The 25,932-nt window shown below is 63.2% G+C and carries 22 protein-coding genes and 1 riboswitch; of the genes, 9 read left to right on the forward strand and 13 right to left on the reverse strand.

Annotation, left to right across the window (positions count from 1 at the left end; translation table 11 throughout):
- Window positions 1-9: 9 nt before the first annotated feature.
- A complete protein-coding gene (locus tag ACNFCJ_RS05055) occupies window positions 10-624 on the reverse strand; it encodes a toluene tolerance protein (RefSeq protein WP_416770154.1) in 615 nt (204 codons plus the stop codon).
- A 109-nt stretch (window positions 625-733) separates the two neighbouring features.
- On the opposite strand from ACNFCJ_RS05055, the gene msbA reads away from it, so the two are divergent.
- From msbA to hldE, 4 genes are all read left to right on the forward strand, one after another.
- Complete coding sequence (gene msbA / locus ACNFCJ_RS05060) at window positions 734-2,572, forward strand: lipid A export permease/ATP-binding protein MsbA (protein ID WP_416770156.1); 1,839 nt, start codon at window positions 734-736, stop codon at window positions 2,570-2,572.
- Window positions 2,572-3,468, forward strand: coding sequence for a GNAT family N-acetyltransferase (locus ACNFCJ_RS05065; RefSeq protein WP_416770157.1), 897 nt, complete (start codon window positions 2,572-2,574; stop codon window positions 3,466-3,468). The genes msbA and ACNFCJ_RS05065 overlap by 1 nt, the downstream gene beginning before the upstream one ends.
- Before the next feature lie 4 nt (window positions 3,469-3,472).
- Window positions 3,473-4,855 (forward strand): PIG-L deacetylase family protein, encoded by a 1,383-nt coding sequence (locus ACNFCJ_RS05070; RefSeq protein ID WP_416770158.1) that lies wholly within the window; start codon window positions 3,473-3,475, stop codon window positions 4,853-4,855.
- Window positions 4,856-4,916: 61 nt separating this feature from the next.
- Complete coding sequence (gene hldE, locus ACNFCJ_RS05075) at window positions 4,917-6,338, forward strand: bifunctional D-glycero-beta-D-manno-heptose-7-phosphate kinase/D-glycero-beta-D-manno-heptose 1-phosphate adenylyltransferase HldE (protein WP_416770160.1); 1,422 nt, start codon at window positions 4,917-4,919, stop codon at window positions 6,336-6,338.
- A gap of 178 nt (window positions 6,339-6,516) precedes the next feature.
- On the opposite strand, the gene ACNFCJ_RS05080 is transcribed toward hldE, so the two are convergent.
- The 10 genes from ACNFCJ_RS05080 to thiC form a co-directional block, all read right to left on the reverse strand.
- Window positions 6,517-7,239: a PqiC family protein gene (locus ACNFCJ_RS05080; protein ID WP_416770343.1), complete on the reverse strand. Its 723-nt coding sequence runs from the start codon at window positions 7,237-7,239 to the stop codon at window positions 6,517-6,519.
- A gap of 171 nt (window positions 7,240-7,410) precedes the next feature.
- On the reverse strand, window positions 7,411-9,660 hold the full coding sequence (gene parC, locus ACNFCJ_RS05085; protein WP_416770161.1) for a DNA topoisomerase IV subunit A: 2,250 nt from the start codon (window positions 9,658-9,660) through the stop codon (window positions 7,411-7,413).
- A 7-nt stretch (window positions 9,661-9,667) separates the two neighbouring features.
- The gene (locus ACNFCJ_RS05090; protein WP_416770344.1) at window positions 9,668-10,153 is read right to left on the reverse strand and encodes a retropepsin-like aspartic protease family protein; all 486 of its coding nucleotides are present in this window, start codon (window positions 10,151-10,153) and stop codon (window positions 9,668-9,670) included.
- Between the two features lie 35 nt (window positions 10,154-10,188).
- Window positions 10,189-11,172, reverse strand: a complete 984-nt coding sequence (locus ACNFCJ_RS05095; protein WP_416770162.1) for an esterase-like activity of phytase family protein — start codon at window positions 11,170-11,172, stop codon at window positions 10,189-10,191.
- Window positions 11,172-13,070 (reverse strand): DNA topoisomerase IV subunit B, encoded by a 1,899-nt coding sequence (gene parE / locus ACNFCJ_RS05100; RefSeq protein WP_416770163.1) that lies wholly within the window; start codon window positions 13,068-13,070, stop codon window positions 11,172-11,174. The genes ACNFCJ_RS05095 and parE overlap by 1 nt, the downstream gene beginning before the upstream one ends.
- 15 nt (window positions 13,071-13,085) lie before the next feature.
- Window positions 13,086-13,697, reverse strand: a complete 612-nt coding sequence (locus tag ACNFCJ_RS05105; RefSeq protein WP_179575417.1) for a YqiA/YcfP family alpha/beta fold hydrolase — start codon at window positions 13,695-13,697, stop codon at window positions 13,086-13,088.
- Between the two features lie 61 nt (window positions 13,698-13,758).
- Window positions 13,759-14,580, reverse strand: coding sequence for a 3',5'-cyclic-AMP phosphodiesterase (gene cpdA, locus ACNFCJ_RS05110; RefSeq protein WP_416770164.1), 822 nt, complete (start codon window positions 14,578-14,580; stop codon window positions 13,759-13,761).
- Between the two features lie 192 nt (window positions 14,581-14,772).
- Entirely contained in the window at window positions 14,773-15,225 is a 453-nt protein-coding gene (locus ACNFCJ_RS05115) for a DUF1249 domain-containing protein (protein ID WP_179575419.1), read from the reverse strand.
- Entirely contained in the window at window positions 15,216-15,815 is a 600-nt protein-coding gene (locus ACNFCJ_RS05120; protein ID WP_416770166.1) for an NUDIX domain-containing protein, read from the reverse strand. The genes ACNFCJ_RS05115 and ACNFCJ_RS05120 overlap by 10 nt, the downstream gene beginning before the upstream one ends.
- A 105-nt stretch (window positions 15,816-15,920) precedes the next feature.
- Window positions 15,921-17,804, reverse strand: coding sequence for a phosphomethylpyrimidine synthase ThiC (thiC, locus tag ACNFCJ_RS05125; RefSeq protein ID WP_416770167.1), 1,884 nt, complete (start codon window positions 17,802-17,804; stop codon window positions 15,921-15,923).
- 97 nt (window positions 17,805-17,901) lie between these two features.
- Window positions 17,902-18,008, reverse strand: a riboswitch (TPP riboswitch).
- Window positions 18,009-18,231: 223 nt separating this feature from the next.
- Between thiC and ACNFCJ_RS05130 the strand changes: the two genes are divergently transcribed.
- Complete coding sequence (locus tag ACNFCJ_RS05130) at window positions 18,232-19,674, forward strand: TolC family outer membrane protein (RefSeq protein ID WP_416770168.1); 1,443 nt, start codon at window positions 18,232-18,234, stop codon at window positions 19,672-19,674.
- Between the two features lie 194 nt (window positions 19,675-19,868).
- Here the strand turns inward: ACNFCJ_RS05130 and waaA are convergent, their stop codons facing one another.
- Window positions 19,869-21,134: a lipid IV(A) 3-deoxy-D-manno-octulosonic acid transferase gene (waaA, locus tag ACNFCJ_RS05135; protein ID WP_416770170.1), complete on the reverse strand. Its 1,266-nt coding sequence runs from the start codon at window positions 21,132-21,134 to the stop codon at window positions 19,869-19,871.
- Between the two features lie 201 nt (window positions 21,135-21,335).
- Complete coding sequence (locus ACNFCJ_RS05140) at window positions 21,336-22,223, reverse strand: LysR family transcriptional regulator (protein WP_416770172.1); 888 nt, start codon at window positions 22,221-22,223, stop codon at window positions 21,336-21,338.
- Window positions 22,224-22,312: 89 nt separating this feature from the next.
- Between ACNFCJ_RS05140 and ACNFCJ_RS05145 the strand changes: the two genes are divergently transcribed.
- The 4 genes from ACNFCJ_RS05145 (at window position 22,313) to ACNFCJ_RS05160 (ending at window position 25,932) form a co-directional block, all read left to right on the forward strand.
- Window positions 22,313-22,645 carry a DMT family transporter gene (locus ACNFCJ_RS05145; RefSeq protein ID WP_013713833.1) on the forward strand — a complete coding sequence of 111 codons (333 nt, stop codon included), beginning with the start codon at window positions 22,313-22,315 and terminating at the stop codon, window positions 22,643-22,645.
- A gap of 63 nt (window positions 22,646-22,708) precedes the next feature.
- Window positions 22,709-23,884, forward strand: a complete 1,176-nt coding sequence (locus tag ACNFCJ_RS05150) for an NAD(P)/FAD-dependent oxidoreductase (RefSeq protein ID WP_416770174.1) — start codon at window positions 22,709-22,711, stop codon at window positions 23,882-23,884.
- The gene (locus ACNFCJ_RS05155; RefSeq protein ID WP_416770176.1) at window positions 23,881-24,690 is read left to right on the forward strand and encodes an aldo/keto reductase; all 810 of its coding nucleotides are present in this window, start codon (window positions 23,881-23,883) and stop codon (window positions 24,688-24,690) included. The genes ACNFCJ_RS05150 and ACNFCJ_RS05155 overlap by 4 nt, the downstream gene beginning before the upstream one ends.
- 333 nt (window positions 24,691-25,023) lie before the next feature.
- Window positions 25,024-25,932, forward strand: a complete 909-nt coding sequence (locus ACNFCJ_RS05160) for a metal ABC transporter ATPase (protein WP_416770178.1) — start codon at window positions 25,024-25,026, stop codon at window positions 25,930-25,932.

The raw sequence follows: 25,932 nt of genomic DNA on the forward strand, positions 1-25,932 counted from the left end.
GTAGCGAGTTCAGAAAGCCTTGCGAAGAAGCTTGCACTGGGTCCAGAGATCGGTGCTATCGATGGGAAGATTCTCTTTACGCAGGTACTTGTCGAAGTGCTCCTGGTTGCGGCGAATCCTGCCTGGGCTCAGAGGGCCACGGCGTACATGCAAGTCTGCAATGTCGATCAGGCCAAGCGTGTTATCTGGGGTGAGAACGATATTGCCCAAGTGCAGGGAGCGAAAGTAGATGCCAGTCTCGTGCAAATGGTTGATGAACTGCGCCAGTTCCGGGAGCAAATCTGGCCATGCTGCCGAATTATTCTTCACGATTTGCGAGAGGGTTTTGCCCTGCAGTGGCTGGTAAAGCACTGCAGTCCAGGCTGGGTCGTCCAACTGGTAGAGCTTCAATGGTGTAAGCGTCGGAATGCCGCGTTGATGAAGGCTCGCAGCGTTCGCGCAGAAGCGCAAGGATTGTGGGCGTAGCAGGGCAGACGAAAAAAGCCGCTTGCGGCGGAACAGCTTGAGCATGTTCCCGTTACTTAGCTCATACACCTTCGGGCCAAAGCTGTCCTGTTCCAGGATGTTGGCGGCCTCGGTGATCTCGTTGAGCCTTATGGTGGGAAGATGAATGAAGGTCAGCACATTGGGAGCCTTGTTTGTCGCGGGCCGCATATGATGCCCGATCTTGCAAGGGAGCGGCCATGATATCGGGAGTGTTAAGATTGTCGCCCCTTTACGGTTGAAAGTGGATATGACAGAGAATCCCCAGCAGAGCGCAGCTACCAGTGTTGCCATTTATCTCAGGCTGCTGACGTACGTTAAACCCTACATTGGTTTCTTCCTGCTCAGTATCGTCGGCTTCCTGATCTTCGCCTCCACCCAGCCGATGCTGGGTTACATTCTCAAGTATTTCGTTGACGGGCTGTCCAATCCCGAGGCCAGCTTGTTTGCCGGTGTGCCCTGGTTGCTGGAGCATGCCCCCTGGCTGGCGCACCTGAAGCTCCTGCAGGCCGTGCCGTTGCTCATCGTGCTGATCGCTTTGTGGCAGGGCATCGGTTCCTTCCTGGGCAACTACTATCTGGCTAAGGTCTCCATGGGGCTGGTGCAGGACCTGCGCATTGCGCTGTTCAACAACCTGTTGACGCTGCCCAACCGTTACTTCGACAACCACAATTCCGGTCATCTTATTTCGCGCATCACCTACAACGTGACCATGGTCACCGGTGCCGCCACCGACGCGATCAAGGTCGTGGTGCGCGAGGGGATGACGGTCATATTCCTGTTCGCCACCTTGCTGTGGATGAACTGGAAACTGACGCTGGTAATGGTGGCGATCCTGCCTGTGATCGGCCTGATGGTGACCAGCACCAGCAAGAAATTCCGCAAGCAGAGCAAGAAGATCCAGACCAGCATGGGCGACGTCACCCATGTCACCTCCGAAAGCATCCAGGGTTACCGTGTGGTGCGCAGCTTCGGTGGCGAGGACTACGAGAAGCAGCGCTTTCTCGAGGCCAGCGAGGAGAACAAGAACAAGCAGTTGAAGATGGTGCGCACCGGTGCCGTGTACACCCCGTCGCTGCAACTGGTGATCTACAGCGCCATGGCGGTACTGATGTTTCTGGTGCTCTGGTTGCGCGGCGACTCATCCGCAGGCGACCTGGTCGCCTATATCACCCTGGCCGGCCTGCTGCCCAAACCGATTCGCCAGCTTTCGGAAGTGAGTTCAACGATCCAGAAAGGGGTGGCCGGTGCCGAGAGCATCTTCGAACAGCTGGATGAGGCACCGGAAATTGATCGTGGCACTCAGGAGCGTGAGCGCATCAGCGGCCGGCTCGAGGTCCGTGGTCTGAGCTTCAGCTATCCAGGCTCGGAGAAGCCCGTGCTGGAGAACATTTCCTTCGTCGCCGAGCCTGGCCAGATGGTGGCGCTGGTCGGCCGTTCCGGCAGCGGCAAGTCGACCCTGGCCAACCTGATTCCGCGTTTCTATCACCATGAGCAGGGGCAGATCCTGCTCGATGGGGTGGATGTGGAGGATTACACCCTTCGCAACCTGCGCCGCCATATCGCTCTGGTCACCCAGCACGTCACCCTGTTCAACGATACGGTGCGCAACAATATCGCTTATGGCGACTTGGCCGGTGCACCACTTGAAGCCGTGCAGCAGGCGGCCGCCGATGCCTATGCTGCCGAGTTCATCGAGAAGATGCCGCAAGGCTATGACACCCTGGTCGGCGAGAACGGCGTGCTGCTATCCGGCGGGCAGCGTCAGCGCCTGGCCATTGCCCGTGCGCTGCTCAAGGATGCGCCGCTGTTGATTCTCGACGAGGCCACCTCGGCGCTGGACACAGAGTCCGAGCGGCATATACAGGCCGCGCTGGATCAGGTGATGCAGGGCCGTACCACCCTGGTTATCGCGCACCGCCTGACCACCATCGAGAAGGCCGATCTGATTCTGGTGATGGATCAGGGGCAGATTGTCGAGCGCGGCAATCACGCCGAGTTGCTGGCACAGAACGGTTATTACGCTCGCCTGCACGCCAAGCAGTTCGAGGAAGGTGACGAGTCGGTCGTGGCTGAGCAGAACGTCTGATGCTGAACCGTCTGCAATTCTGGCGTGAGCGTGGCTGGACGCCGATTTCCGCAAGCGACTATGCCGATGCCTGGTCGCGTTTCGGGGGCAGCGTTGCCACTCATCCCGAGGTGGTGGCGCGGCTGGCCGATCTGGCAGGTATCCCCGTGCGCTATCTGGGCTGGTTCGTGAATGGCCAGTTACAGGCTGCGATACCGACCTGGGGGCGCTACTTGGCCTTGTCCAAGGATGTGCTCAAACAACAGGGCCGGCGCGGCCTGTTCGATCTGGGCAATGCCGAGATCATCCTGCCCCTGGCCGCCGATGTGCACACCTCGCTGCGCCACCGGGTGAGCTATCTGTCCGAACTCAATGCAGCCCAGGTAATCGGCATCAGCGAGCAGCCCGAGGGGCTAGCATTGGCCCGCGAGCCGGAGCAGTACAGCAAGAAGTTCCGCTACAACCAGCGCCGTGAACAGCGTTTGCTGGAGGAGGCGGGCGGGGTGATCCGGCCGATGCTGGAGCTGACGGCGCAGGAGCAGGCGCGCATCTATGCCAATCTGTTTCAGCTCCGCTGGGGCTTCGAGGCCACCGGGAAGGATCATCTGGCGGAGGTATTCGCTCTGTTGCGCGAGTTCATGACCGGTTCCTTGATCTATCTGAACGATGAGCCGGTGGCGATCCAGGTGCTCTACCGAGTCGAGGCGCCGCAATGGGTCAGTCTGGAATACATCAACGGCGGCGTCGACCCGCAACAGCGCGAGTTCAGCCCCGGCAGCGTTCTCAGCTTCGTCAACACGCAGAGCGAATGGGAGCGGGCGCGGGCGCTGGGCAAACCGCTGCGTTATTCGTTCGGTCGCGCCGACCGCGAATATAAGGATCGCTGGTGTAATCGGGTGCCGGTCTATCAGGTGTGAAGCGATGAACGGACGCAAGCAACAGCTGCTCAAACGCCATCGGCGTAACAAACGTATCGCCTTGCTGGTCGCCCTGTTGGCCCTGCTGTTGGTCGGCGTGTTCGTCGCCTGGTGGCTGCCGCTTCTGCTAGTGGGTCTGGGCTGGGTGGCGCACGAGGCCTGGTTCGCCGATCACCTGTTCTATTCGCCGCGCGACGATTACCGCTACGACTTCCCTGACGATTGCCTGAGCGTACCTGTGCGGATTGAGCAGGGCATGCTGCGTGTCGACTCCGATTTGGAAGGCTATGACACCCAGCTCCTCGAACTGCGGCTGAAGGCCACCTGGCTGGGGCGCTGGCTCGATCCCCAAGTATTGCTCGGCAATGATCGCCAGGATTTCGAGCGCGGCGTGTCTGGACGGCGCTATCTCAATCTCTCCGGGCTGCGGGCGGATGGTTTGAGAATAGTGCCGCGCTTCTGCCGCATCGACGGCGAGGTGCGTTTGCATGCCATGCGCAACCCTGACTTCGCCGCGCAGCGCATGCTGATCATCGCGCCACATGCCGACGATGCCGAGCTTGCGGCTTTTGGTCAGTACAGCCGCTCGGGCGATACCGCCATCGTCACCCTGACACAAGGTGAGATCGAGGCTGAGCGCTATCAACGCCTAGGCCTGAACAAGGCAGCCGCTGCTCGCCTGAAAGGTCGGCTGCGTGCCTGGGACAGCCTGGCCGCGCCGCTCTGGGGGGGCGTACCGCAGCAGTGTTGCGTGCAGCTTGGTTACTATTGCCTGCAACTGCCCGTCATGGCCGAGCAACCGCAAGTACCCTTTGGCTCGCGCGAGTCGGGGGAAAGCGATGTGCGCCCTGTGCGCCGTCACAATCCGCTGCCGCTACCGGCCGACACCGATGGTCAGCCGACCTGGAATAACCTGATCGCCGACCTAGTAGCTGTGATCGAGCATTACCGCCCCGAAGTGTTGCTGACGCCGCACCCGGAGTTGGACCCGCATCACGATCATGTCGCCAGCACCCGTGCCGTGCTCGAAGCCTGCGAGCGCAGCGGCTGGAAGCCGAAAACCCTGTTGCTCTACGCCAATCACCTGCATGACAACGACCGTTGGCCCATGGGCCCGGCGGGTAATGGCATCGCCTTGCCGCCGGCGATAAACGCGCTGCCGGCCGACCGCCTGTGGAGCCCGACGCTGGATGCTGAACGGCAGTTGGACAAGGCTATTGCGCTTAGCCTGCAGCATGACCTGCAAGGCCCGCTGCCGCTGAAAAGACGCCTGCGCCGCCTGATTCAGTGGGCGTTGGCCGGGCGCCGCTGGCCCGCCACGGGCGAGGACGAGTTCTTCCGTAAGGCCGTGCGCCGACATGAGCTGTTCTGGGTTCGCCTGCTCTGAGCTGCCCGCCGTATTCGCCATGCTATGATTTTTCCCGTTTTTCTCCCCTTCTGGAGCTGCCATGAAACTATCCATGCCCCGCTATGACCAAGCCACCGTTCTGGTGGTGGGCGATGTGATGCTCGATCGCTACTGGCATGGCGGCACCTCGCGGATTTCTCCCGAAGCCCCGGTGCCCGTGGTGCGTGTCGACCAGATCGAGGACCGCCCAGGTGGTGCTGCCAACGTGGCACTGAATATCGCGGCACTCGGTGCGCGGGCGCTGCTGGTTGGCGTCACGGGTGAGGACGAAGCCGCCGACAGTCTCAGCGACAGCCTGCAGGGCGTGGGGGTGGAAACCCATTTCCAGCGTATCGATGACCAGCCCACCATCGTCAAGCTGCGGGTGATGAGCCGCCACCAGCAGTTGCTGCGCATGGACTTCGAGGAACCGTTCAGAACCGACGCCGCCGCGCTGGCGCGTGAGGTCGATGCACTGCTCGATGGGGTCAAGGTGCTGGTGCTATCGGACTATGGTAAGGGGGCGCTGCAGAACCATCAGGTACTGATCCAGGCGGCGCGCAACAAGGGCATTGCGGTGCTGGCCGATCCCAAGGGCAAGGACTTTTCCATCTACCATGGTGCCAGCCTGATCACGCCTAACTTGCACGAGTTCGAGCTGATCGTCGGCGGCTGTGCCGATGAGGCCGAGCTGGTCAGCAAGGGCGCCAGGCTGATGCGTGAACTGGAGCTGGGTGCGCTGCTGGTCACCCGTGGCGAGCACGGCATGACCCTGCTGCGCCCCGAACATGCGCCGCTGCACCTGCCGGCCCGGGCCCGCGAAGTGTTCGACGTCACCGGTGCCGGAGATACGGTGATCTCCACCCTGGCCGCTTCCATCGCGGCTGGCGAAGAGCTGCCAAATGCCGTGGCATTGGCCAACCTGGCTGCCGGCATCGTCGTCGGCAAGCTGGGCACGGCTGCCATCAGTGCACCGGAATTGCGCCGCGCGGTACAGCGCGAGGAAGGCTCCGAGCGCGGCGTGTTGAGCCTGGACCAGCTGTTGATCGCCATCGAGGATGCACGCGCCCATGGCGAGAAGATCGTCTTCACCAACGGCTGCTTCGACATCCTCCACGCCGGTCACGTGACCTATCTGGAACAGGCGCGTGCCCAGGGCGACCGTCTGATCGTGGCGATCAACGACGACGCTTCGGTCAGCCGTCTGAAAGGCCCCGGCCGCCCCATCAACGCGGTCGACCGCCGTATGGCGGTGCTCGCTGGCCTGGGGGCGGTGGACTGGGTGGTGAGCTTCGGCGAGGACACCCCCGAGCGCCTGCTCAAGCAGGTGCAGCCGGATGTGCTGGTCAAGGGAGGCGATTACGGTGTCGACCAGGTCGTCGGCGCCGATATCGTTCAGGCCTATGGCGGCGAAGTGCGCGTACTCGGGCTGGTGGAGAACAGCTCCACCACCGCCATCGTCGAGAAGATCCGCAGCAACTAACGCATTGCGTATGGCATTGCCCGTTGGCTCTGGTGTACGCAATGTCTGTCAGTTGGCAGCAGAGAATCCTTCGGGCGCACACTAAAAACGGCTGTATGCCAGATGGGCATCCACAGCCGACGCCCCCATTCAGGCTCCCGCTTTGGCGGGAGTGACGTTGAATGGATGGAGGATATCCCTAGAAACGGAAGACTTCGGTGTCGATCTTGATCGGTTCTGCCACTGGAATTTTCGGCCCGGGTGTGTCGGGCTCGCTTGGCTTAGCCTTGGCCACAGGTGTCCTCTTGCGTGGTGCTTCCGGAGTCGGCTCAGCCGCCGCGACAGGTGCAATGGCCACCGCCAGCTCCGCCGCCAGGCGGTGCAGCAGAATGCTCTGCGCCTTGACCTGTTCGGCCAGGGCGCCACTGTGCGCTTCTTCCAGGCGGATCAGGCGGCTGTCGCGCAGTTGTCCGCGACGGTCGAGCAGGCGCCATTGCGCTTCCAGTACAGCTGGCTGGGTTGGCCCGGAGTCCAGGCGCGTAATGGTCAGCATGACCTGCGCGTCGGCGCTGAAGCCCGGGGCCGACGGGGCCAGCACCAGGCGCTGGCTGTCCAGACGCCAGGCCAACTGGCGCAGCATCTGCTGGTCGATGTCGTTGGCCAGGCCGCTGGCCCAGCGCGCATCCTGAGCCGCGACCAGGCTGCCGTCTGCCTGGCGTTGCAGCAGATTCTGCTGGCGCAGGTAATCTGCCACGCTGATCGGACCGACCAGTACGGTTACACCGTTGTCCTTGGTCGGCGTTACGGCACTACCGCTATCGAGTTGGTAAAGAGGTACCGGCTTCTGCTGCAGCAGGCTGCAACCGCTCAATACGAGCAGTGTGGTCAGAAGCAGGGCCACAGGGCGTACTACAGTCATCATCAATCCCAGGCAGCCGCTTTTGGGGCAGCTGCACATCGAACCCATATCATTCAAGGGGTCATTCGCGCATGACCCGGGGCGCGTATCATCCGTCAAACCGCGCTACGACTCCAGCCTTGACTGCCGGCTGGTAGCGCGGATTTTCCGGAAGAACGGGGCGTGTTGCCGACGCTATTCCACCAGAAGCTGGTCGACGCGCTGGAAGCCGCGCGGCAGTTTGTTGCCACGTCGGCCGCGCTCGCCCTTGTAGTGCTCGAGGTCGTCGGCTTTGAGTGTCAGGGTACGCTTCCCGGCCTGCAATACCAAACTGGCGCCGCTGGGCAGCACGGCCAGATCGGTCAAATACTCCTCGCGTGACGCCACTCGCTCACCCGGAATGCCGATGATCTTGTTGCCCTTGCCTTTGCCCAGTTGCGGCAGATCGGTGACCTTGAACAGCAGCAGGCGGCCTTCGGTGGTCACCGCGGCCAGCCAGCTGTCTTCCAGATTGCTGACGGGCTTGGGGGCGACAACTTTGGCGCCGTTGGGCAGGGTCAGCAGCGCCTTGCCTGCCTTGTTCTTGGCCTGCAGATCCTCGCCCTTGACCACGAAGCCGTAGCCGGCGTCGGAAGCGATTACGTACAGCGCGCTGTCCTCCGGCAGCATCACGCATTCGAAGGTTGCCCCCGGTGGTGGTGTCAGACGACCGGTCAGCGGTTCACCCTGGCCGCGCGCCGACGGCAGGCTGTGCGCGGCGAGCGAGTAACTCCTGCCTGTCGAGTCTATAAACACCGCGTACTGGTTCGAGCGGCCCGGTGCGGCGGCTTTGAAGCCATCGCCGGCCTTGTAGGACAGGCCGGTTGCGTCGATGTCATGACCCTTGGCGCAGCGCACCCAGCCTTTTTCCGAAAGCACCACGGTGACCGGTTCGGTCGGCATCAGCTCGGTTTCCGACAGGGCCTTGGCTTCGGCGCGGGCAACGATCGGCGAGCGACGGTCATCGCCGTACTTCTCGGCGTCTTCGATGATCTCCTTGCGTACCAGCTTCTTCAGCTTGGCTTCGCTGCCGAGCAGAGCCAGTAGCCTCTCGCGCTCCTTGGCCAGCTCGTCCTGCTCGCCACGGATCTTCATTTCTTCCAGGCGGGCCAGTTGGCGCAGGCGAGTGTCGAGGATGTAGTCGGCCTGCACATCGGTGAGACCGAAGGTTTCCATCAGCACCGGCTTGGGCGAATCCTCGGTGCGGATGATGCGGATCACCTCGTCGAGGTTGAGGAAGGCAATCAACAAACCTTCCAACAGGTGCAGGCGCTTTTCCACCTTGTCCAGGCGGAACTGCAGGCGACGGCGCACGGTGCCGACGCGGTACACCAGCCACTCGCTGAGCAGGGTGCGCAGGTCCTTGACCTGTGGCTTGCCATCGAGGCCAATGACGTTGGTGTTGACCCGGTAGCTGGATTCCAGGTCGGTGGTGGCGAACAGGTGGGGCATCAGTTCGTCGGCATCGACGCGGTTGGAGCGCGGGATGATGACGATGCGGCACGGGTTCTCATGGTCCGACTCATCACGTAGGTCAGCGACCATTGGCAGCTTCTTGGCCTGCATCTGTGCCGCGATCTGTTCCAGCACCTTGGACCCGGACACCTGATGCGGCAGGGCAGTGACAACGATGTCACCGTCCTCGACACTGTACACGGCGCGCATGCGCACCGAGCCGCGGCCGGTTTCGTAAATCTTCAGTAGGTCGGCCTTGGGTGTGATGACTTCGGCTTCGGTGGGGAAGTCAGGGCCCTGGATATGCTCGCAGAGCTGCTCGACCGTTGCGCTCGGCTCATCCAGTAGACGCACGCAGGCCGCGGCCACCTCGCGCAGGTTGTGCGGCGGCACGTCGGTGGCCATGCCCACGGCGATGCCGGTGGTGCCGTTGAGCAGCAGGTTGGGCAAGCGTGCCGGCAGGGTCGCCGGCTCGTTCATGGTGCCGTCGAAGTTCGGCACCCAGTCGACCGTGCCCTGGCCGAGCTCGGAGAGCAGCACTTCCGAGTAACGCGACAGGCGCGCCTCGGTGTAGCGCATGGCGGCGAAGGACTTGGGATCGTCCGGCGCACCCCAGTTGCCCTGGCCGTCGACCAGGGTGTAGCGGTAGCTGAACGGCTGAGCCATCAGCACCATCGCTTCATAGCAGGCGCTGTCGCCGTGCGGGTGGAACTTGCCGAGCACGTCACCGACGGTACGCGCCGACTTCTTGTGCTTGGAATCGGCGTCCAGACCCAGCTCGCTCATGGCGTAGACGATGCGGCGCTGCACGGGTTTCAGGCCGTCGCCGATGTGCGGCAGGGCGCGGTCCATGATCACGTACATGGAGTAGTTGAGATAAGCCTGCTCGGTGAAGTCGGCGAGTGACCGGCGTTCAACGCCTTCCAGGCTCAAATCGAGGGATTCGCTCATGCGGGCCTCATTGCAAGGTTGATTGGCGCAGCACCAGGGTGCCGCCCTTCTGACTGAATTCGAGTTGTTTCAGGGCGCTCATGCCCAGCAGCACTTCATCACCGTCCATGCCGGGGGCGATCAGTGCGGCGACGTCACGTAGTTCGATATCGCCCAGGCGCAGGCTGTCCAGGCGGGTGCGATGTCCCGTGGCACGACCGTTGGCGGTGCTGATGATGACCGGCGCACCGCGTTGCAGGCCGAGCCGCTCGGCCACCGTGCTGGGGATCGCGACCTGCGTGGCGCCGGTATCGAGCAGGAAGGTCACGTCCTGCCCATCGATCTGGCCGTTGAGCACGTAATGCCCCTGACGGCTGCTGGCCAGGCTGACTTCGACGAAACCATCGCCATGTAGCGACTGCGGCGTCTGGTTCGGGTTGCGCTGGCGATCTTCCCAGTTGCCGAAGAAATGCGTGGCCAGCAGCAGGCCGGCACCCCAGGCGAGCACCCACATCACGCGTCCGGCACGGCGGCCGGGCGTCTGCTCGCTCACGGGCGCCGGCTCCAGCCGCCCTTGGGCGCAGCGAAACGCCAGACGACGGGGCGTTCTTCACCATCGGCGCGGGTCTGGCTGCCGTTGTCGACGCCGATCCAGGCGCCGTCCTTGTCGATCCACAGCGCTTCGGCCATGCCATAGTTGGGCGTGTAGCGGCGTGGCTCGGTCAGTGCCTCGGCGGCGAATGACCAGCAGATATCCGCAATACCGTCGCTCAGGGTGCGGCGGCAGATACGATGAGCCTGGCGTTCCAGAGTGAAGATTTTTTCACCGAAATAGGCCAGTCCGGAGAAGTCGCGAGGGGCCGAATGGCCGCCGAGTGCCTGCGGGGAGGGTTCATCACCGCTTTCGCTGGTCAGCACGCAACCGCCCGTGCAGCGCCAACTGCTGCCGCGCCGATGCAATACGGTCAGGCCGCGACGACGCTGTTCCGCTGCCAGCCACAAGCGCTCGCCTGCCGGGTCGATGGCGATGCCTTCGAAACCCTGGTTGAAATGCAGCAGCATGCCGCTGGCGCGCGCCTGGCGTACCAGGCCGCTGGGCAAGTTGAGCCACTGTGCGTTGCCGTTGCTGCTCACCTGTAAAACGGCGGCGCGGGTCTCGCTGACCAGGTAGCGATTGCCCTGCGCGTCGCATGACAGGCCTTCGAAATCCAGCTTGCCCCCCCTGACCAGGCCGGCTGCCCAGTTGCGCATGCGCAGGCCCCAGGGCAGGGCACTCTCGGGCGGTTCGGGGGCGACGAAGGTTTCCGCCTCCGCGCGCAGCAGGCCGTCTTCGCGGTGCAATTGATAGAGGCGGTCGTCATCGCGGTCGGATACTGCCCACAAGATCTCGCCGCACATCGCCAGGCCCGACAGGTTGCCACTGGGCATTTCCGTCACCGGGTATTCCGCCTGCAGCTTCAGCTCTTCCAGCACCACTGGCTCGGCATTGGCGACGCCGGCCAACAGACCAAGTGCAAGGAGGTGGTTGCGCATCAGGCCAGTACCTCGGCCAGGTTGCCCTTGGTTTCCAGCCAGCTCTTGCGATCACTGGCGCGCTTCTTCGCCAGCAGCATGTCCATCACTTCGCGGGTGCCTTCGAAATCATCCAGCGTGAGCTGCACCAGGCGCCGGGTGTTCGGGTCCATGGTGGTTTCGCGCAGCTGCGGCGGGTTCATCTCGCCGAGGCCCTTGAAGCGTGTGACCTGTGGTTTGCCGCGGCGCTTCTCGGCCACCAGGCGGTCGAGGATGCCGTCACGCTCGGCGTCGTCCAGGGCGTAGAAGATCTCCTTGCCCAGGTCGATGCGGTACAGCGGCGGCATGGCCACGTAGACATGGCCGGCATCCACCAGCGGGCGGAAGTGACGGACGAACAGGGCGCAGAGCAGGGTGGCGATGTGCAGGCCATCGGAGTCGGCGTCGGCGAGGATGCAGATCTTGCCGTAGCGCAACTGGCTAAGGTCGCTCGAACCCGGATCGATGCCGATGGCGACGGCGATATCGTGCACTTCCTGGCTGGCCAACACTTCGCTGCCGTCCACTTCCCAGGTGTTCAGGATCTTGCCGCGCAGCGGCATGATGGCCTGGAATTCCTTGTCGCGCGCCTGCTTGGCGCTACCGCCGGCGGAGTCACCCTCGACCAGGAACAGCTCGCAGCGCAGCGGGTTCTGCCCCGCGCAGTCGGCCAGCTTGCCGGGCAGTGCCGGGCCCTGGGTGATCTTCTTGCGTTCGACCTTCTTGCCCGCCTTGAGGCGGCGGCCGGCGTTGCTGATGGCCAGTTCGGCCAATGCCAGGCCGGTTTCCGGGTTGGCGTTGAGCCACAGACTGAAGGCGTCCTTGACCACGCCGGAGACGAACGCGGCGGCCTCGCGGGAGGACAGGCGTTCCTTGGTCTGGCCAGAGAACTGCGCGTCCTGCATCTTCATTGAGAGGACGAAGGCGATGCGCTCCCAGACGTCTTCCGGTGCCAGCTTGACGCCGCGCGGCAGCAGGTTGCGGAACTCGCAGAACTCGCGCATGGCATCCAGCAGGCCCTGACGTAGGCCGTTGACGTGGGTGCCGCCCTGCGCAGTGGGAATCAGGTTGACGTAGCTTTCCTGCACCGCGTCGCCGCCCTCCGGCAGCCACAGCAGGGCCCAGTCCACCGCCTCCTTGTTGCCAGCCAGGGCGCCGCAGAAGGGCTCGACGGGCAGGCGTTCGAATTCGCTGACGGCGTCGACCAGGTAGGAGCGCAAGCCATCTTCGTAATGCCACTCGACTTTCTCGCCGGCTGACTTGTCCTCGAAGGTCACCGACAGGCCCGGGCACAGCACGGCCTTGGCCTTGAGCACATGCTTGAGGCGGCTGACCGAGAATTTGAAGGAGTCGAAATACTTGGCGTCCGGCCAGAAATGCACGCTGGTGCCGGTATTGCGTTTGCCGACCGTACCGATGACTTCCAGGTCGCTGGCCTTGAAGCCATCGGCGAAGCTCATCCGGTACTCGTTGCCATCACGCTTGACGGTGACCACCACGCGCGTCGACAGGGCGTTGACCACGCTGATACCGACGCCGTGCAGGCCGCCAGAGAACTGGTAGTTCTTGTTGCTGAACTTGCCGCCGGCGTGCAGCTTGGTGAGGATCAGCTCGACCCCGGGCACGCCCTCTTCGGGGTGGATGTCCACCGGCATGCCACGGCCGTCGTCGAGCACTTCCAGCGAGTTGTCCTCGTGGAGAATCACCTGGATCGACTTGGCGTGCCCGGCCAGGGCTTCGTCGACGCTGTTGTCGATCACTTCCTGTGCCAGGTGGTTGGGGCGCGTGGTGTCGGTGTACATGCCCGGGCGCTTGCGCACCGGGTCGAGGCCGGAAAGGACTTCGATGGCGTCTGCGTTATAGGCGTTCTGCTGGGCCATAGGGTCTCTTGTTCGTCAATTGAATACGGAAAAGTCGGTATCACGCCAGAGTGTGGCGTTAATACCGGCAAAAGCGAAGAGGGTCGGCAGGCGTTCGGCAAAACCCTGGAAACCGTGGTCGCCACCGGCCTGGATGCGCAGGGCGCAGGCGCGGTAGTAACGCTCGGCGTCGCGGTAGTCGAGGGTCTCGTCGCCGGTCTGCAGCCACACCTGATAACGGCTCGGGTCACTCGGTGCCGGGACTTCGAGTTCGGCCAGGGCGTGGACGTGATCCTCGGTGAGGTCCCAGGTCTCGTCGCTGTAGTAATTCTTCTGTGGGCCCAGATAGCCGTCGAAACGCAGGTGCGGCTGCACGGCCGGATTGATCAGCAGCGCTTTCAGCCCATGCTGCTCGGCCAGGTAAGTGGCGTAGTAGCCGCCCAGAGAGCTGCCCACCAGCACGGGTGTGCCAAGTTCGCTGATCAGCGCCTGCAACTGGGCGATGGCCTGGCGTGGATGATGGTGCAGGGCCGGTACGCGCAGTTGGTTTTCCAGGCCCAGATGGACCATGGCGCGGCTCAGCTGGCTGGCTTTGTGCGAGGCTGGCGAGCTGTTCAGGCCGTGTATATAGAGGATGGATGCGGTCATGGAGCGGGAGGCTACTCGTCCGAGGCCTCAAGCTGCAAGCTTCAAGCTGATTGGGGGTATGTCAGTAACCCTTGACGCTGTAGTCCACTTCGAAATCAATGCCGGTGACGCGCGATACGCCGGTGTCCAGCTTGCCGTCGGCATGCAGACGCAGCCAGCGATAGCCGGGGGCATCATTGCCCACCTGAAACTCCTCGCTGCCCGGTGCGAACTGTACGCAGGTCGAGGGCGAGGCGAGCAGGCGCAGGTTATCGCGTATCTGGTCGAACTCCTGGTGGATATGCCCCCAGAGCACGGCTCGCGCCTGCGGGTAACGGTCAAGGATGGCGAACAACGCATCGGCGTTACGCAAGCCTATGGGCTCCATCCACTTGCAGCCGATGGATACCGGGTGGTGATGCAGGCAGATCAGGTGATGGCGCTGCGGTGCTTCGCTGAGGGCGCGTTCGAGCAGTTCGAGTTGGCTGTCGGCAAGAAAACCGGGCACGGCGCCGGGAATCGACGAATCGAGCATGACGATGCGCCAGGCGCCAAGGTCGATTACCGGCTCCAGCAACTCACTGTCTTTGCAGGCGGCCTGCATCGGTGGGGTTTCATCGTGATTGCCGGCCAGCCAGCGAGCCGGGGCGGCAATGGCCGAGGTGAGTTGGCGAAAGCGTTGATACGACGCAACGCTGCCGTCTTGAGAAAGATCGCCCGTGGCCAGGATCAGGTCTATCTGCGGCTGTTCCTGCTGCACCCGTTCGATCACCCGTTGCAGGCTGTCGCACGTATCCATGCCCAGCAGCTTGCCGTCCGCTTCGGCGAACAGATGGCTGTCGGACAACTGCACCAGCAGGACCGAGGATTCAGTGGATGGGGCGGGCAGGCTCGGCAAGACCATCTCCTAAGGCATTATCGAGTGAATTATGGTGGTTGCTGCGGCAAAGGGAAAACCCAGGAAGCGGACGCAGATCACAGAAAAAACGCCGAGAGCGTTTTTGACGTTGCTTGCGCTAACCCTTGGCAACGAAAACCATGCAAGCAGAACAGCCCCGTAATATCGGCCGGGCAGTGCAAAGCTTGATTACTGGAGCTACATCACCGGCTGTGGTTCGTGCCCGCATGCCAGGCAATGGCTCAGCCACTCGCCAAGGAACAGGTTGAGCTGACTCTTTTCATCCGGTTGGTGCATCGCCGCGTTGGGGTAGGGGTAGCGTATGTGCAGGCGGCGCGCGCTCTCGGCGCTGACCACTTCGGCCATGCGCGCATCGTGATACACCCGCACTTCCAACTGTGGCACCGGTAGCCAGGGCAGGCTGTGCTCCTGGCGCACGCGCAGGGTGGTGGTATAGGGGCAGCTTTCCAGCACTTCCAGCGCCAGCACGCCGAGCAGGTGTTCGCCCTGGCTCAGGGCTACGCGACGGCTTTGCGTGTGCTTGCGCATGTCTGGGAGCAGACGCATCAGGCGTGCGTAGTTGGCCTCGCAAGCCGCTTGCAGCTCGATCAGGTCGACCCGATAGCGCTCGCGCAGCAGATTCACGACCACATCCCCCGCACTTCATCACGATTCAGCGCCAGCCATTGCAGCGCGATGATGCTGGCCGCGTTGTTGATGCGTCCGTCGCGCACGGCCGCCAGGGCATCAGCCAGCGGCATCACATGCACGCGAATGTCCTCGCCTTCCTCGGGCAGGCCATGCACGCCACCGGCGCCGCTGCTGTCGCAACGACCCAGAAACAGATGAACGAACTCATCGGAGCCACCAGGGGAGGGGAAATACTGGGTGATTGGCCACAGCGGGCCGAGGATCAGATCGGCTTCTTCGACCGCTTCACGGCGGGCGACTTCCTCGGGCTGCTCATCCTTGTCGATCAGACCAGCGACCAGTTCCAGCAGCCAGGGATTGCTGCTCTTGTCCATGGCGCCGACGCGAAACTGCTCGATCAGCACCACTTCATCGCGCTGCGGATCGTATGGCAGCACGCAAACGGCATCGTGACGCACGAACAGCTCGCGAGTCAGCTTTGGGCCCATGTTGCCGGCGAACTGGCGATGGCGCAGCTTGATCCGGTCGAGGCGATAGAAACCGCGAAAGCAGTTTTCGCGCTCGATGATGTCGATGTCGTCTTTGCCCATGGCAACTCCCCAGATAGTCGTAACGGGCCAAACTGCGGCCCGTTACGCATCACACTAGCGAGCATAGTGCTCGCCGATCAAGCCTGGCTGACGGAAAGTACGCCGCTACACCTTCTGATACAGCTGGCTGCCCTGCGCCTTGAATTCCTCGGCCTTGGCCTGCATGCCTTGCTCGGCATCCAGATCGACGGCGTCGATGCGCTGCTCCTTGGCGTACTCGCGCACTTCCTGGGTGATCTTCATCGAACAGAACTTCGGCCCACACATGGAGCAGAAGTGCGCCACCTTGGCCGAATCCTTCGGCAGCGTTTCGTCGTGGTAGGCGCGCGCGGTGTCCGGGTCGAGGCCGAGGTTGAACTGGTCTTCCCAGCGGAACTCGAAGCGCGCCTTGGAGAGCGCGTTGTCGCGGATCTGTGCGCCCGGGTGACCTTTTGCCAGGTCGGCCGCATGCGCGGCGATCTTGTAGGTGATGATGCCGGTCTTCACGTCATCCTTGTTCGGCAGGCCCAGGTGTTCCTTGGGCGTGACGTAGCAGAGCATGGCGCAGCCGAACCAGCCGATCATCGCCGCGCCGATGCCACTGGTGATGTGGTCGTAGCCCGGTGCGATGTCGGTGGTCAGCGGGCCGAGGGTGTAGAACGGCGCCTCGTCGCAGCATTCGAGCTGCTTGTCCATGTTCTCCTTGATCAGTTGCATCGGCACGTGGCCGGGGCCTTCGATCATGCACTGTACGTCGTGCTTCCAAGCGATCTTGGTCAGCTCGCCGAGGGTTTCCAGTTCGCCGAACTGCGCTTCGTCGTTGGCGTCGGCAATCGAGCCCGGACGCAGGCCATCGCCCAGCGAGAAGCTGACGTCGTAGGCCTTCATGATTTCGCAGATGTCTTCGAAATGGGTGTAGAGGAAGTTTTCCTTGTGGTGCGCCAGGCACCATTTGGCCATGATCGAGCCGCCGCGCGAAACGATGCCGGTGACGCGCTTGGCGGTCAGTGGCACATAGCGCAGCAGCACGCCGGCGTGGATGGTGAAATAGTCGACGCCTTGTTCGGCCTGCTCGATCAGGGTGTCGCGGAACAGCTCCCAGGTCAGATCTTCGGCGATACCGCCGACCTTCTCCAGCGCCTGGTAAATCGGCACGGTGCCGATCGGTACCGGCGAGTTGCGGATGATCCACTCGCGGGTTTCGTGGATGTGCTTGCCGGTGGACAGATCCATCACGGTGTCCGAGCCCCAGCGGATGCCCCAGGTCAGCTTGGCCACTTCTTCTTCAATCGAAGAGCCGAGCGCCGAGTTGCCGATATTGCCGTTGATCTTCACCAGGAAGTTGCGGCCGATGATCATCGGCTCCAGCTCCACGTGGTTGATGTTGGCCGGGATGATGGCGCGGCCACGGGCGACTTCGCTGCGCACGAACTCGGGAGTGATTTCTTTCGGAATGCTGGCGCCGAAGCTATGGCCGGCATGCTGCTCATTAAGCAGGCCGGCTTCACGCGCTTCGGCCAGCTTCATGTTTTCGCGGATGGCGACGTATTCCATCTCGGGGGTGATGATGCCCTTCTTGGCGTAATGCATCTGGCTGACGTTATGCCCGGCCTTGGCCCGGCGTGGGTTGCGCACGTGGGCGAAGCGCATCTTGGTCAGCTCGGCATCGTTGAGGCGGCGCTGGCCGAATTCGGAGGACAGGCCCGGCAGTTTCTCGGTGTCACCGCGGTCTTCGATCCAGGCGCTGCGCACGTCGGCGAGGCCCTTGCGCACGTCGATGGTCACGTTCGGGTCGGTGTAGGGGCCGGAGGTGTCGTAGACGGTGACCGGGGCGTTGATCTCACCACCGAAATCGGTCGGCGTCACGTCCAGGCTGATCTCACGCATCGGCACCCGAATGTCCGGGCGCGAGCCCTGTACATAGACTTTCTGCGAACGAGGGAAGGGCTTTACCGACTGTTGATCGACCTGCGCAGATTCACTCAGGTTCTTTTGTTGTTGTGCGCTCATCAAGGCTCTCTCCGGGATAGATGTCGGAGTTGGAACCTGAGCGGACGAAGGGCGTGAGATGCACCATGGGCGGTGCCGAGAGGACTCGCCGATCTACTGGCGAGGACATCTTGTTCCCTACGCAGGCCTTAACCTGATCAGGTTCAACGGGATCCGGCAGCTGCCAATCTCAGCCCCGCATTTGGGGCACCCCGACAAGAACTCGGGCAGTCTAAACAAGCTGGTGGGAGAAAACCAACTCGGCGGTCAATAAATATCGACCCGTGCGTCGGAAAACGACTGCTGGCGCGGCGAATGATGGATTGTTCCCGACGAGCAACATAGCTTGCCGCCAGCTAGACTGATGCTGCCCATGGCGTGCTTGACCCCCGCCTGCGGCGCCCCGTAGCCTTGCCGATTACCGCCTATTCAAGGATCGACAACCATCATGTTGCGCAGACTTTCCCTGGCAATCGCCGTGGCCGCCGCTTCGGTGGGCCTGGTTCAGGCCGCAGAGGCCCCGCTGTCGAGCAAAACCGACCTGGTCACCGTGTATCAGGAAGCGGCGCAGAACAATGCCGATATCGCCGCCGCGCGCGCCGATTATCAGGCTCGCCGTGAAGTCGTGCCGCAGGCGCGCGCTGGCTTGCTGCCCAACCTGTCGGCTGGTGCCAATTACGGCGACACGCGCACTGAAATCGATTCGCCGAGTGCGACGATCTCGCGCAGTGGCCTGGTGTACCAGGCCAACCTCAGTCAGCCGCTGTTTCGCGCTGACCGCTGGTTCCAGCTGCAGGCGGCCGAGGCCACCAGCGAGCAGGCCGCACTGGAGTTGTCCGCCACCGAGCAGAACCTGATCCTGCAAAGTGCTGAAACCTACTTCGCCGTGCTGCGCGCCCAAGACAACCTGGCCTCGACCCGTGCCGAAGAGGCGGCCTTCAAGCGCCAACTGGACCAGGCCAACGAACGTTTCGATGTCGGCCTGTCGGACAAGACCGACGTGCTCGAAGCTCAGGCCGGCTTCGATACGGCCCGTGCCAACCGCCTGCTCGCCGAGCGCGCGGTGGATGACGCCTTCGAAGCGCTGGTGACCCTGACCAACCGCGACTACGTGGCTGTCGAAGGGATTGTCCACACCCTGCCGGTGCTGGCGCCGACGCCCAATGACGCGAAGTCCTGGGTCGATACTGCCGCCGCACAGAACCTCAATCTGCAAGCCAGCCTGTACGCGGTAAACGCTGCCGAAGAAAATCTGCGTCAACGCAAGGCCGGCCATGCGCCGACCCTGGATGCGGTGGCCAGCTATCAGCAGGGCGATAACGACAGCTTGGGTTTCACCAACTCCGGTTCTCCTCTGTCTCCGCGTTACAGCGGCGACGTTTCGCAGCGTTCCATCGGTCTGCAATTGAACATCCCGCTGTACAGCGGTGGCCTGACCAGCTCGCAGGTGCGCGAGGCTTATCAGCGCCTCGGTCAGACCGAGCAACTGCGCGAGAGCCTGCGCCGCCAGGTGGTGCAGAACACACGCAACCTGTTCCGCGCGGTGAACACCGATGTGGAAACCGTACAGGCGCGTCGCCAGTCGATCATCTCCAACCAGAGCGCGCTGGAGGCCACCGAGATCGGCTACCAGGTCGGTACTCGCAATATTGTCGACGTGCTCGACGCCCAGCGTCAGCTCTACAGTGCCGTGCGTAACTACAACGATGCCCGTTATGACTACATCCTCAACAACCTACGCCTGAAGCAGGCAGCCGGCACCCTGAGCCCGGCCGATCTGGAGGCGCTTGGTAGCTTCCTCAAGCCGGACTACAACCCGGACAAGGACTTCCTGCCACCGGATCTGGCCTCTGCCGCCGAGGAGCGGCTGAAGAACAATCAGGGTTTCTGAGGCGTTCGCAGCAAAGCAAAAGCCCGACGCGAGTCGGGCTTTTTCATTTTGGCGATGTGTCACGTAGCGTGCGCCGAGCGCACCGATCTGGCTGGTGGTGCGCTACCCGAGTTTGAACCGGGCTGAATCAGTCGTAGCCCGGATGTAATCCGGGGAATGTTGCCGGCGTGATGCTTGCCCCGGATTGCATCCGGCTACAAAAGACGCTGCAAGTCCTTCAGCAAGCGCTCCAGCGCGCCCTGGTTGGCCTTGAGCACACTCAGGCCGGCCTGACTCATGCTTTGCATCTCGCTCGGTTCATTGAGCAATGTTGCAATCCTGTCCGCCAACTGCGCGGCGTTTTCCACCTCGCTCAGGGCGCCGGCGTCACGCAACTGCGCGGCGATTTCCAGGAAGTTGAACAGGTGCGGGCCGCTCAGTACCGGTTTGCCCAGCGCTGCCGGTTCCAGCAGGTTATGCCCGCCATTGGCCACCAGGCTGCCGCCGACGAAGGCGATATCCGCCAGCGCATAGAGAAACAGCAACTCACCCATGGTGTCGCCCAGCAGCACCTCGTCGCTGGCTTGCACGGCTTCACCCATGGAGCGGCGGCGTGTCTTCAGTCCTTCACTGATGCACAGATCATGGACCGAATTGAAGCGTTCGGGGTGGCGTGGCACCAGAATCAACAGCGCATCCGGCCGCGTTGTCAGTAACTGGCGATGGGCGGCGAGGACGATCTCGTCTTCGCCCGCATGGGTGCTGGCGGCGATCCAAACCGGGCGCTGCTCGGCCTGCCACTGGCGGCGTAATTCGACGGCGCGTTGCAGTAGCTCGGCATCGATCTTCAGGTCGAACTTGATCGAACCGGTCACTTCCACGCACTCGGGGCGTGCGCCCAAGGTCAGAAAACGCTGCGCCTCGGCCTGGGTCTGCACGGCGATCAGCGACAGCTCGGCGAGCATCGGCGCGGTGAGCTTGGCGAAACGTGCATAGCCGCGTGCAGAGCGCTCTGACAGGCGCGCATTGGCCAGAACCACCGGGATACCGCGCTTGGCGCATTGGTGGATGTGGTTCGGCCATAGCTCGGTTTCCATCACCACGGCCAGGCACGGCTGTACGCGCTCGAGAAACCGCGCGGCGGCCCACGGCAGGTCGTAGGGCAGGTAGCAGTGCTGCACGCTGTTGCCGAACATGGCCTGGATGCGCTCGGAGCCGGTCGGCGTCATGCAGGTCACGGTGATCGGCAACTCGGGATAGTGCGACTGCAGCGCGCGGATCATCGGCGCGGCGGCGATGCTCTCACCGACCGATACCGCGTGCACCCAGATCCCGCCGGGCTGCATCGTTGGCAGGCCAAGGGAGAAGCGTTCGTTGATACGTCGCGCGTAAGCCGGCGCCTTGCGCGCGCGCAGGGCCAGGCGCAGGGCAATCAGGGGCAGGGCCAGGTGCAGCAGCAGGGTGTATAGGGGTCTGTTCATGGGGGCGCAGCTTAGCGTTGCCAGCCATGCGCTGGAAGGGCACCTCTAAAAACTACCTGAGTTGTCATCACTGCGTTAAAAACAATCTGGAACGCCAGCCCGGTCAAATGCTCATTTACAACTCGTAAACTGCGCTTTTCGCTTGTTTTTGCCTTGTGCTGACCGCCTCGCCTACGCTTTTAGAGGTGCCCTGGCGGGCAGTCATGCCTGCGGGCGCAGCAGTTCGCGCGCCAAGCAGTCGGCCAGCCAGTTGGCCGCCGGGCCGAGCGCGCCGTCGCGCCGGGTGACGAGCTCCACCACCAGCGGCAGCGGCGCCCAGTCGCTGCGCAGTTCCTGCAGGTGGCCCTGGTAGGTCGGGTACTGCGCCACATGGCGCGGCAGCCAGGCCCAGCCAACGCCGCGTATCACCAGCTCGGCCATCACATAGAAGCTGTCGGCGCGCCATACCAGCGGACTGATCTGCTCTCCGCCGGGATAGTGGCTGTCCTGCGGGGTCATCAGCAACTGGCGATGTTCGGCCAGGTCACGCCGCTCCACGCTGTCGAGTGCAGCCAGCGGATGGTTCGGGCTGCATACCGTGACCATCTCGATGGTGCCCAAGCGCTGGCTCTCCAGCTCTCGCGGCATTTGTTCATGATGAAACAGCAGGCCCAGGTCGGCCTGGCGCTGCAGCAGCTTGCGCGCCACGTCGCCCTGTGCGCCGCTGGAAAGCTGCACTTCGAGCAAGGGAAAGGCATCTGCTAAAGCTTCCAGGCTGGCCAGCACCGGCTGGTAAGGCATGGCCTCGTCCTGCGCCAGACGTAGGCGCGCCTCCTCGCCGCGTGCCAGGCCGAGCGCGCGGCCGTCCAGTCGTTCACATTGCTGCAATACGCTGCGGGCCTGCTCCAGCAGCGCGACGCCTGCTTCGGTCAGGCGTGGCTGGCGCCCACTGCTACGTTCGAAAAGGGTCACGCCGAGGTCGCTCTCGAGCAGGGCGATGGCGGTGCTGACCGCCGACTGCGCGCGGCCGGTGTGCCGCGCTGCTGCGGAGAAGGATCGACTCTCGGCGGTCAGGACGAACAGTTGCAGCTGATCGAGATTCCAGTTCATGACCAACCTATCTTGATAGCTGATAGGTAATGACTTTATCCCATCATGGAAACACTTAGAATCGTGGCCATCTTTCAGGAGTCGCCACCATGCCCGGATACCTCTATCTCGCTATCGCCATCGCGGCCGAGGTGATTGCCACCACCTCGATGAAGGCTATCGACGGCTTCAACAAACCCTTGCCGCTGTTGCTGGTGATCGGCGGTTACGCGATCGCCTTCTGGATGCTGATTCTGGTGGTGCGCACCATCCCGGTGGGCATCGCCTACGCCATCTGGGCAGGGTTGGGCATCGTCCTGGTCAGCATCGCGGCGATGTTCATCTACCAGCAAAAGCTCGATCTGCCGGCCGTGCTCGGCATGGGACTGATCGTCAGTGGTGTGGTGGTGATCCAGCTGTTCTCGCAATCGACCGGGCACTGATCGGCCGCGGGCGAGGAAGTTGACGGGTTATACTGCGCGCCTGTTTTTCGCCGAGGCCCGTTCATGTCCCAGTCTCTCAGCACCGATGTCCTGATCGTCGGCGGCGGTATCGCCGGCCTCTGGCTCAATGCGCGCCTGCGTCAGCAGGGCTTCGCCACCGTTCTGGTGGAGCGCGGCAGCCTGGGCGGCGGGCAGAGCCTGAAGTCGCAGGGCATCATTCATGGCGGTGCCAAATATGCCCTGCATGGCGCGCTGACCGGCGCTTCCGAAGCTATCGCCGATATGCCGCGCCGCTGGCGCGAAGCGCTGGCCGGCAATGGCGAGCTGGACCTCTCCGGTGTGCGCATCCTGTCCGACGCCCATTATCTCTGGTCGCCCGGTACCCTGGCCGGCAACCTCACCAGCTTCTTTGCCAGCAAGGCGGTGCGCGGTCGGGTCGATCAGGTCAAGGGTGAGCAATTGCCGCCGGCGCTGCAGCACCCGAAGTTCAAGGGCAAGGTCTATCGCCTCGCCGAGCTGGTGCTCGATGTGCCTAGCCTGATCGCACGTCTGGCCGAACTGGCCGGTGATGGCCTGCTTGCCGCTGAGCGTATCGAACCGCTGGAGGAAAACGGTGAGTTGTGCGGGTTGATCGTCGACGGTCGCGAGATTCGTGCGCAGCGCGTGGTGCTCAGTGCTGGGGGCGGCAATGCCGAGTTGCTCGCCACGCTGGGCATCGAGCAGCCCGCGCAGCAGTTGCGCCCGCTGCATATGGTGTTGGCCAAGGGCCCGGCACTGAAGCCGCTGTACGCGCACTGTCTCGGCGGTGGGCCGAAGCCGCGGGTCACTGTCACCACCCATCCGGCCGCCGATGGCCAGTGGGTCTGGTACCTGGGCGGCGATCTGGCCGAGGCTGACGGCGTTGCGCGCGACGAAGGCGCTCAGATTCAGGCGGCGCAAAAGGAAGTGGCCTCGCTGCTGCCCTGGGTCGACCAGAGCCAGACGCGCTGGGCGACATTGCGCGTTGATCGCGCCGAGCCCGCGCAGTCGGGCCTGGTGCGCCCGGACAACGCTTTCCTCGCCGAACAGCAGCGCCTGTTGGTTGGCTGGCCGACCAAGCTGGCGCTGGCGCCGGATTTCGCCGACCGCGTACTGGCCGCCCTGCAGCGGGACAAGGTGCAGCCGGCTGGCCATGCGCCGTTGCCTGAGCTGCCGCGCCCCGCGCTGGGGCAGCCGTTATGGGAGGCACTGTTGCCATGAGCACCCTGCACGATCTGCATCGCCCGCTGGGCTCCACCGGCTTGCGCGTTTCGCCGCTGGGCCTGGGCACCGTCAAGCTCGGCCGTGATCAGGGCGTGAAGTACCCCAACGGTTTCACCATCCCTGACGATACGCAGGCCCTGGCCTTGCTGCGGCAGGCTCGCGAGCTGGGCATCAACCTGATCGATACCGCGCCGGCTTACGGCGTCAGCGAGCAACGCCTCGGTCCACTGCTGCGTGGCCAGCGCGATGAGTGGGTGATCGTCAGCAAGACCGGTGAGGAGTTCGAGCAGGGCCAGTCGCACTTCGATTTTTCCGCCGCGCATACCCGCCTGTCGGTCGAGCGCAGCCTCAAACGCCTGGAGACCGACCGTATCGACCTGCTGTTGGTGCACTCCGATGGCAACGATCTGGCAGTACTGCGTGAAACGGGCGTGTACGAGACGCTGGCAGCGCTCAAGCGCGAGGGCAAGATCCTCGGCTACGGGATTTCCGGCAAGACCGTCGAGGGCGGGTTGCTGGCGCTGGAACAAGGCGACTGCGCCATGGTCACTTATAACCTGAGTGAGCAGGGCGAGAAGCCGGTGTTGGACTACGCTGCCAGTCACGCCAAGGGCATTCTGATCAAGAAAGCGTTGGCCAGTGGGCATGCCTGCCTGGCCGAGGGTGTCGATCCGATACGTGCCAGCTTCGAACTGATCTTCGCTCATCCGGGCGTCAGCAGCGCCATCGTTGGCACCATCACGCCCGCGCACCTGGCGGCCAATGTCGCTAAGGTCGCGGCGGTTTTGCAGGGTATCCGCTGAGAACCCATTCACGATCTCGCGAGCTAGAACGATACAACACCGATGGCGGCCCCGCAAAAACAAGCGAGGAGCGGTCGGAGTCGCGGGCGACTGTACTGTTGTACATGAGCATTTCGACCGGGCTGGCGCTCCAGCTTATTTTTAACGCAGTAGCGCCGAAGCGCAGCAGATCGTGAACAGGTTCTGAGGTCCCCGGTCACGTCCTCTTACAGCCTTGGGTTGTGCTGAGTGGTCGGCTTGGGGCAGCCTTGAGCGGTTTTCGCTTCAACCTGATCCTCGCGTGAAGGCCGCTCGTCGAGCTGGATTCACGCCCAGCCGGAACAAGGAGTCGAGATGCCGCGTACGCTGATCCGCAAGGACCCGAGTAACTTCAAGACCCTGCCACTGCTCGTCGAAGCTAGCCCCGATGGTCTGAGATACCAGAGCCTGGGGCAGCCGCTGAATTTCCAGCAGATGCTCGAACGCCGCCGTCCGGTCGAGGTGGCGGACAGTTCGCGCTTTTCCATTGAGCTGGCCAACCTTGGCGTATCGGTACGCATGACCCTGCGCCTGCACGGCCGTGACTACTGGTTGCTGGTGCGCCAGCGCCGCCCGGATCGTGGCGACACCGTGCTCAAGCTGATTTCCGGTTATGTGCCGGCGCATGAACTCAACCTACCGCTGCTCACCGCCATTCAGGAGGTGGCCGAGGAATGTCTGCTGGAAAGCGCCGATGGGTGGTTGAGCGGGCGCTTCGGCGATACCTGGCTGCCCACGCCCTATCAGGGTGCGCTGCGCTATCGCGAGTCGAGTCACTTTCGTCTCAGCCCGCTGTCCGGCGCTGCGCGGCCAGTGCAGTGCGGCAACCTGACCTTGCTCGAGCGCCCGCGCGCCTATGTGCATCTGCCTACGGCATCCTTGCAGCTGGTCTATGACCTTAGCCTGGAGCTGCCACGCGATGCCCGTCAGTTGAGTCTGTTTCACGTCGACGAATGCCTGGAAGACGGTCGCCTGGTGGCGCGTCTGGAGCGTCGGCGGCCGGACATCTATCTGCTGGCGTTGCAGCGTGGTGTGCCCAGCGGTGGGCTGTTCACCCTGCGCAAAGGCGAATTGCTGCCCGCCAGCACCCGTGGGGTATGGCTGTCGGAGAGTTTTGCCGAACAGGATGGCTGGCTGGTGCGCGACGAGCGGATTCGCTGGAAGGACTGGCTGCAGCGCTACGGTGTAAAGACGCCGCAGCGGCGCGCATTGGCCAGTGCTTGA

Origin of the sequence: Pseudomonas sp. NY15364, from assembly GCF_048068235.1 — a bacterium.
Classification (GTDB): domain Bacteria; phylum Pseudomonadota; class Gammaproteobacteria; order Pseudomonadales; family Pseudomonadaceae; genus Aquipseudomonas; species Aquipseudomonas mendocina_D.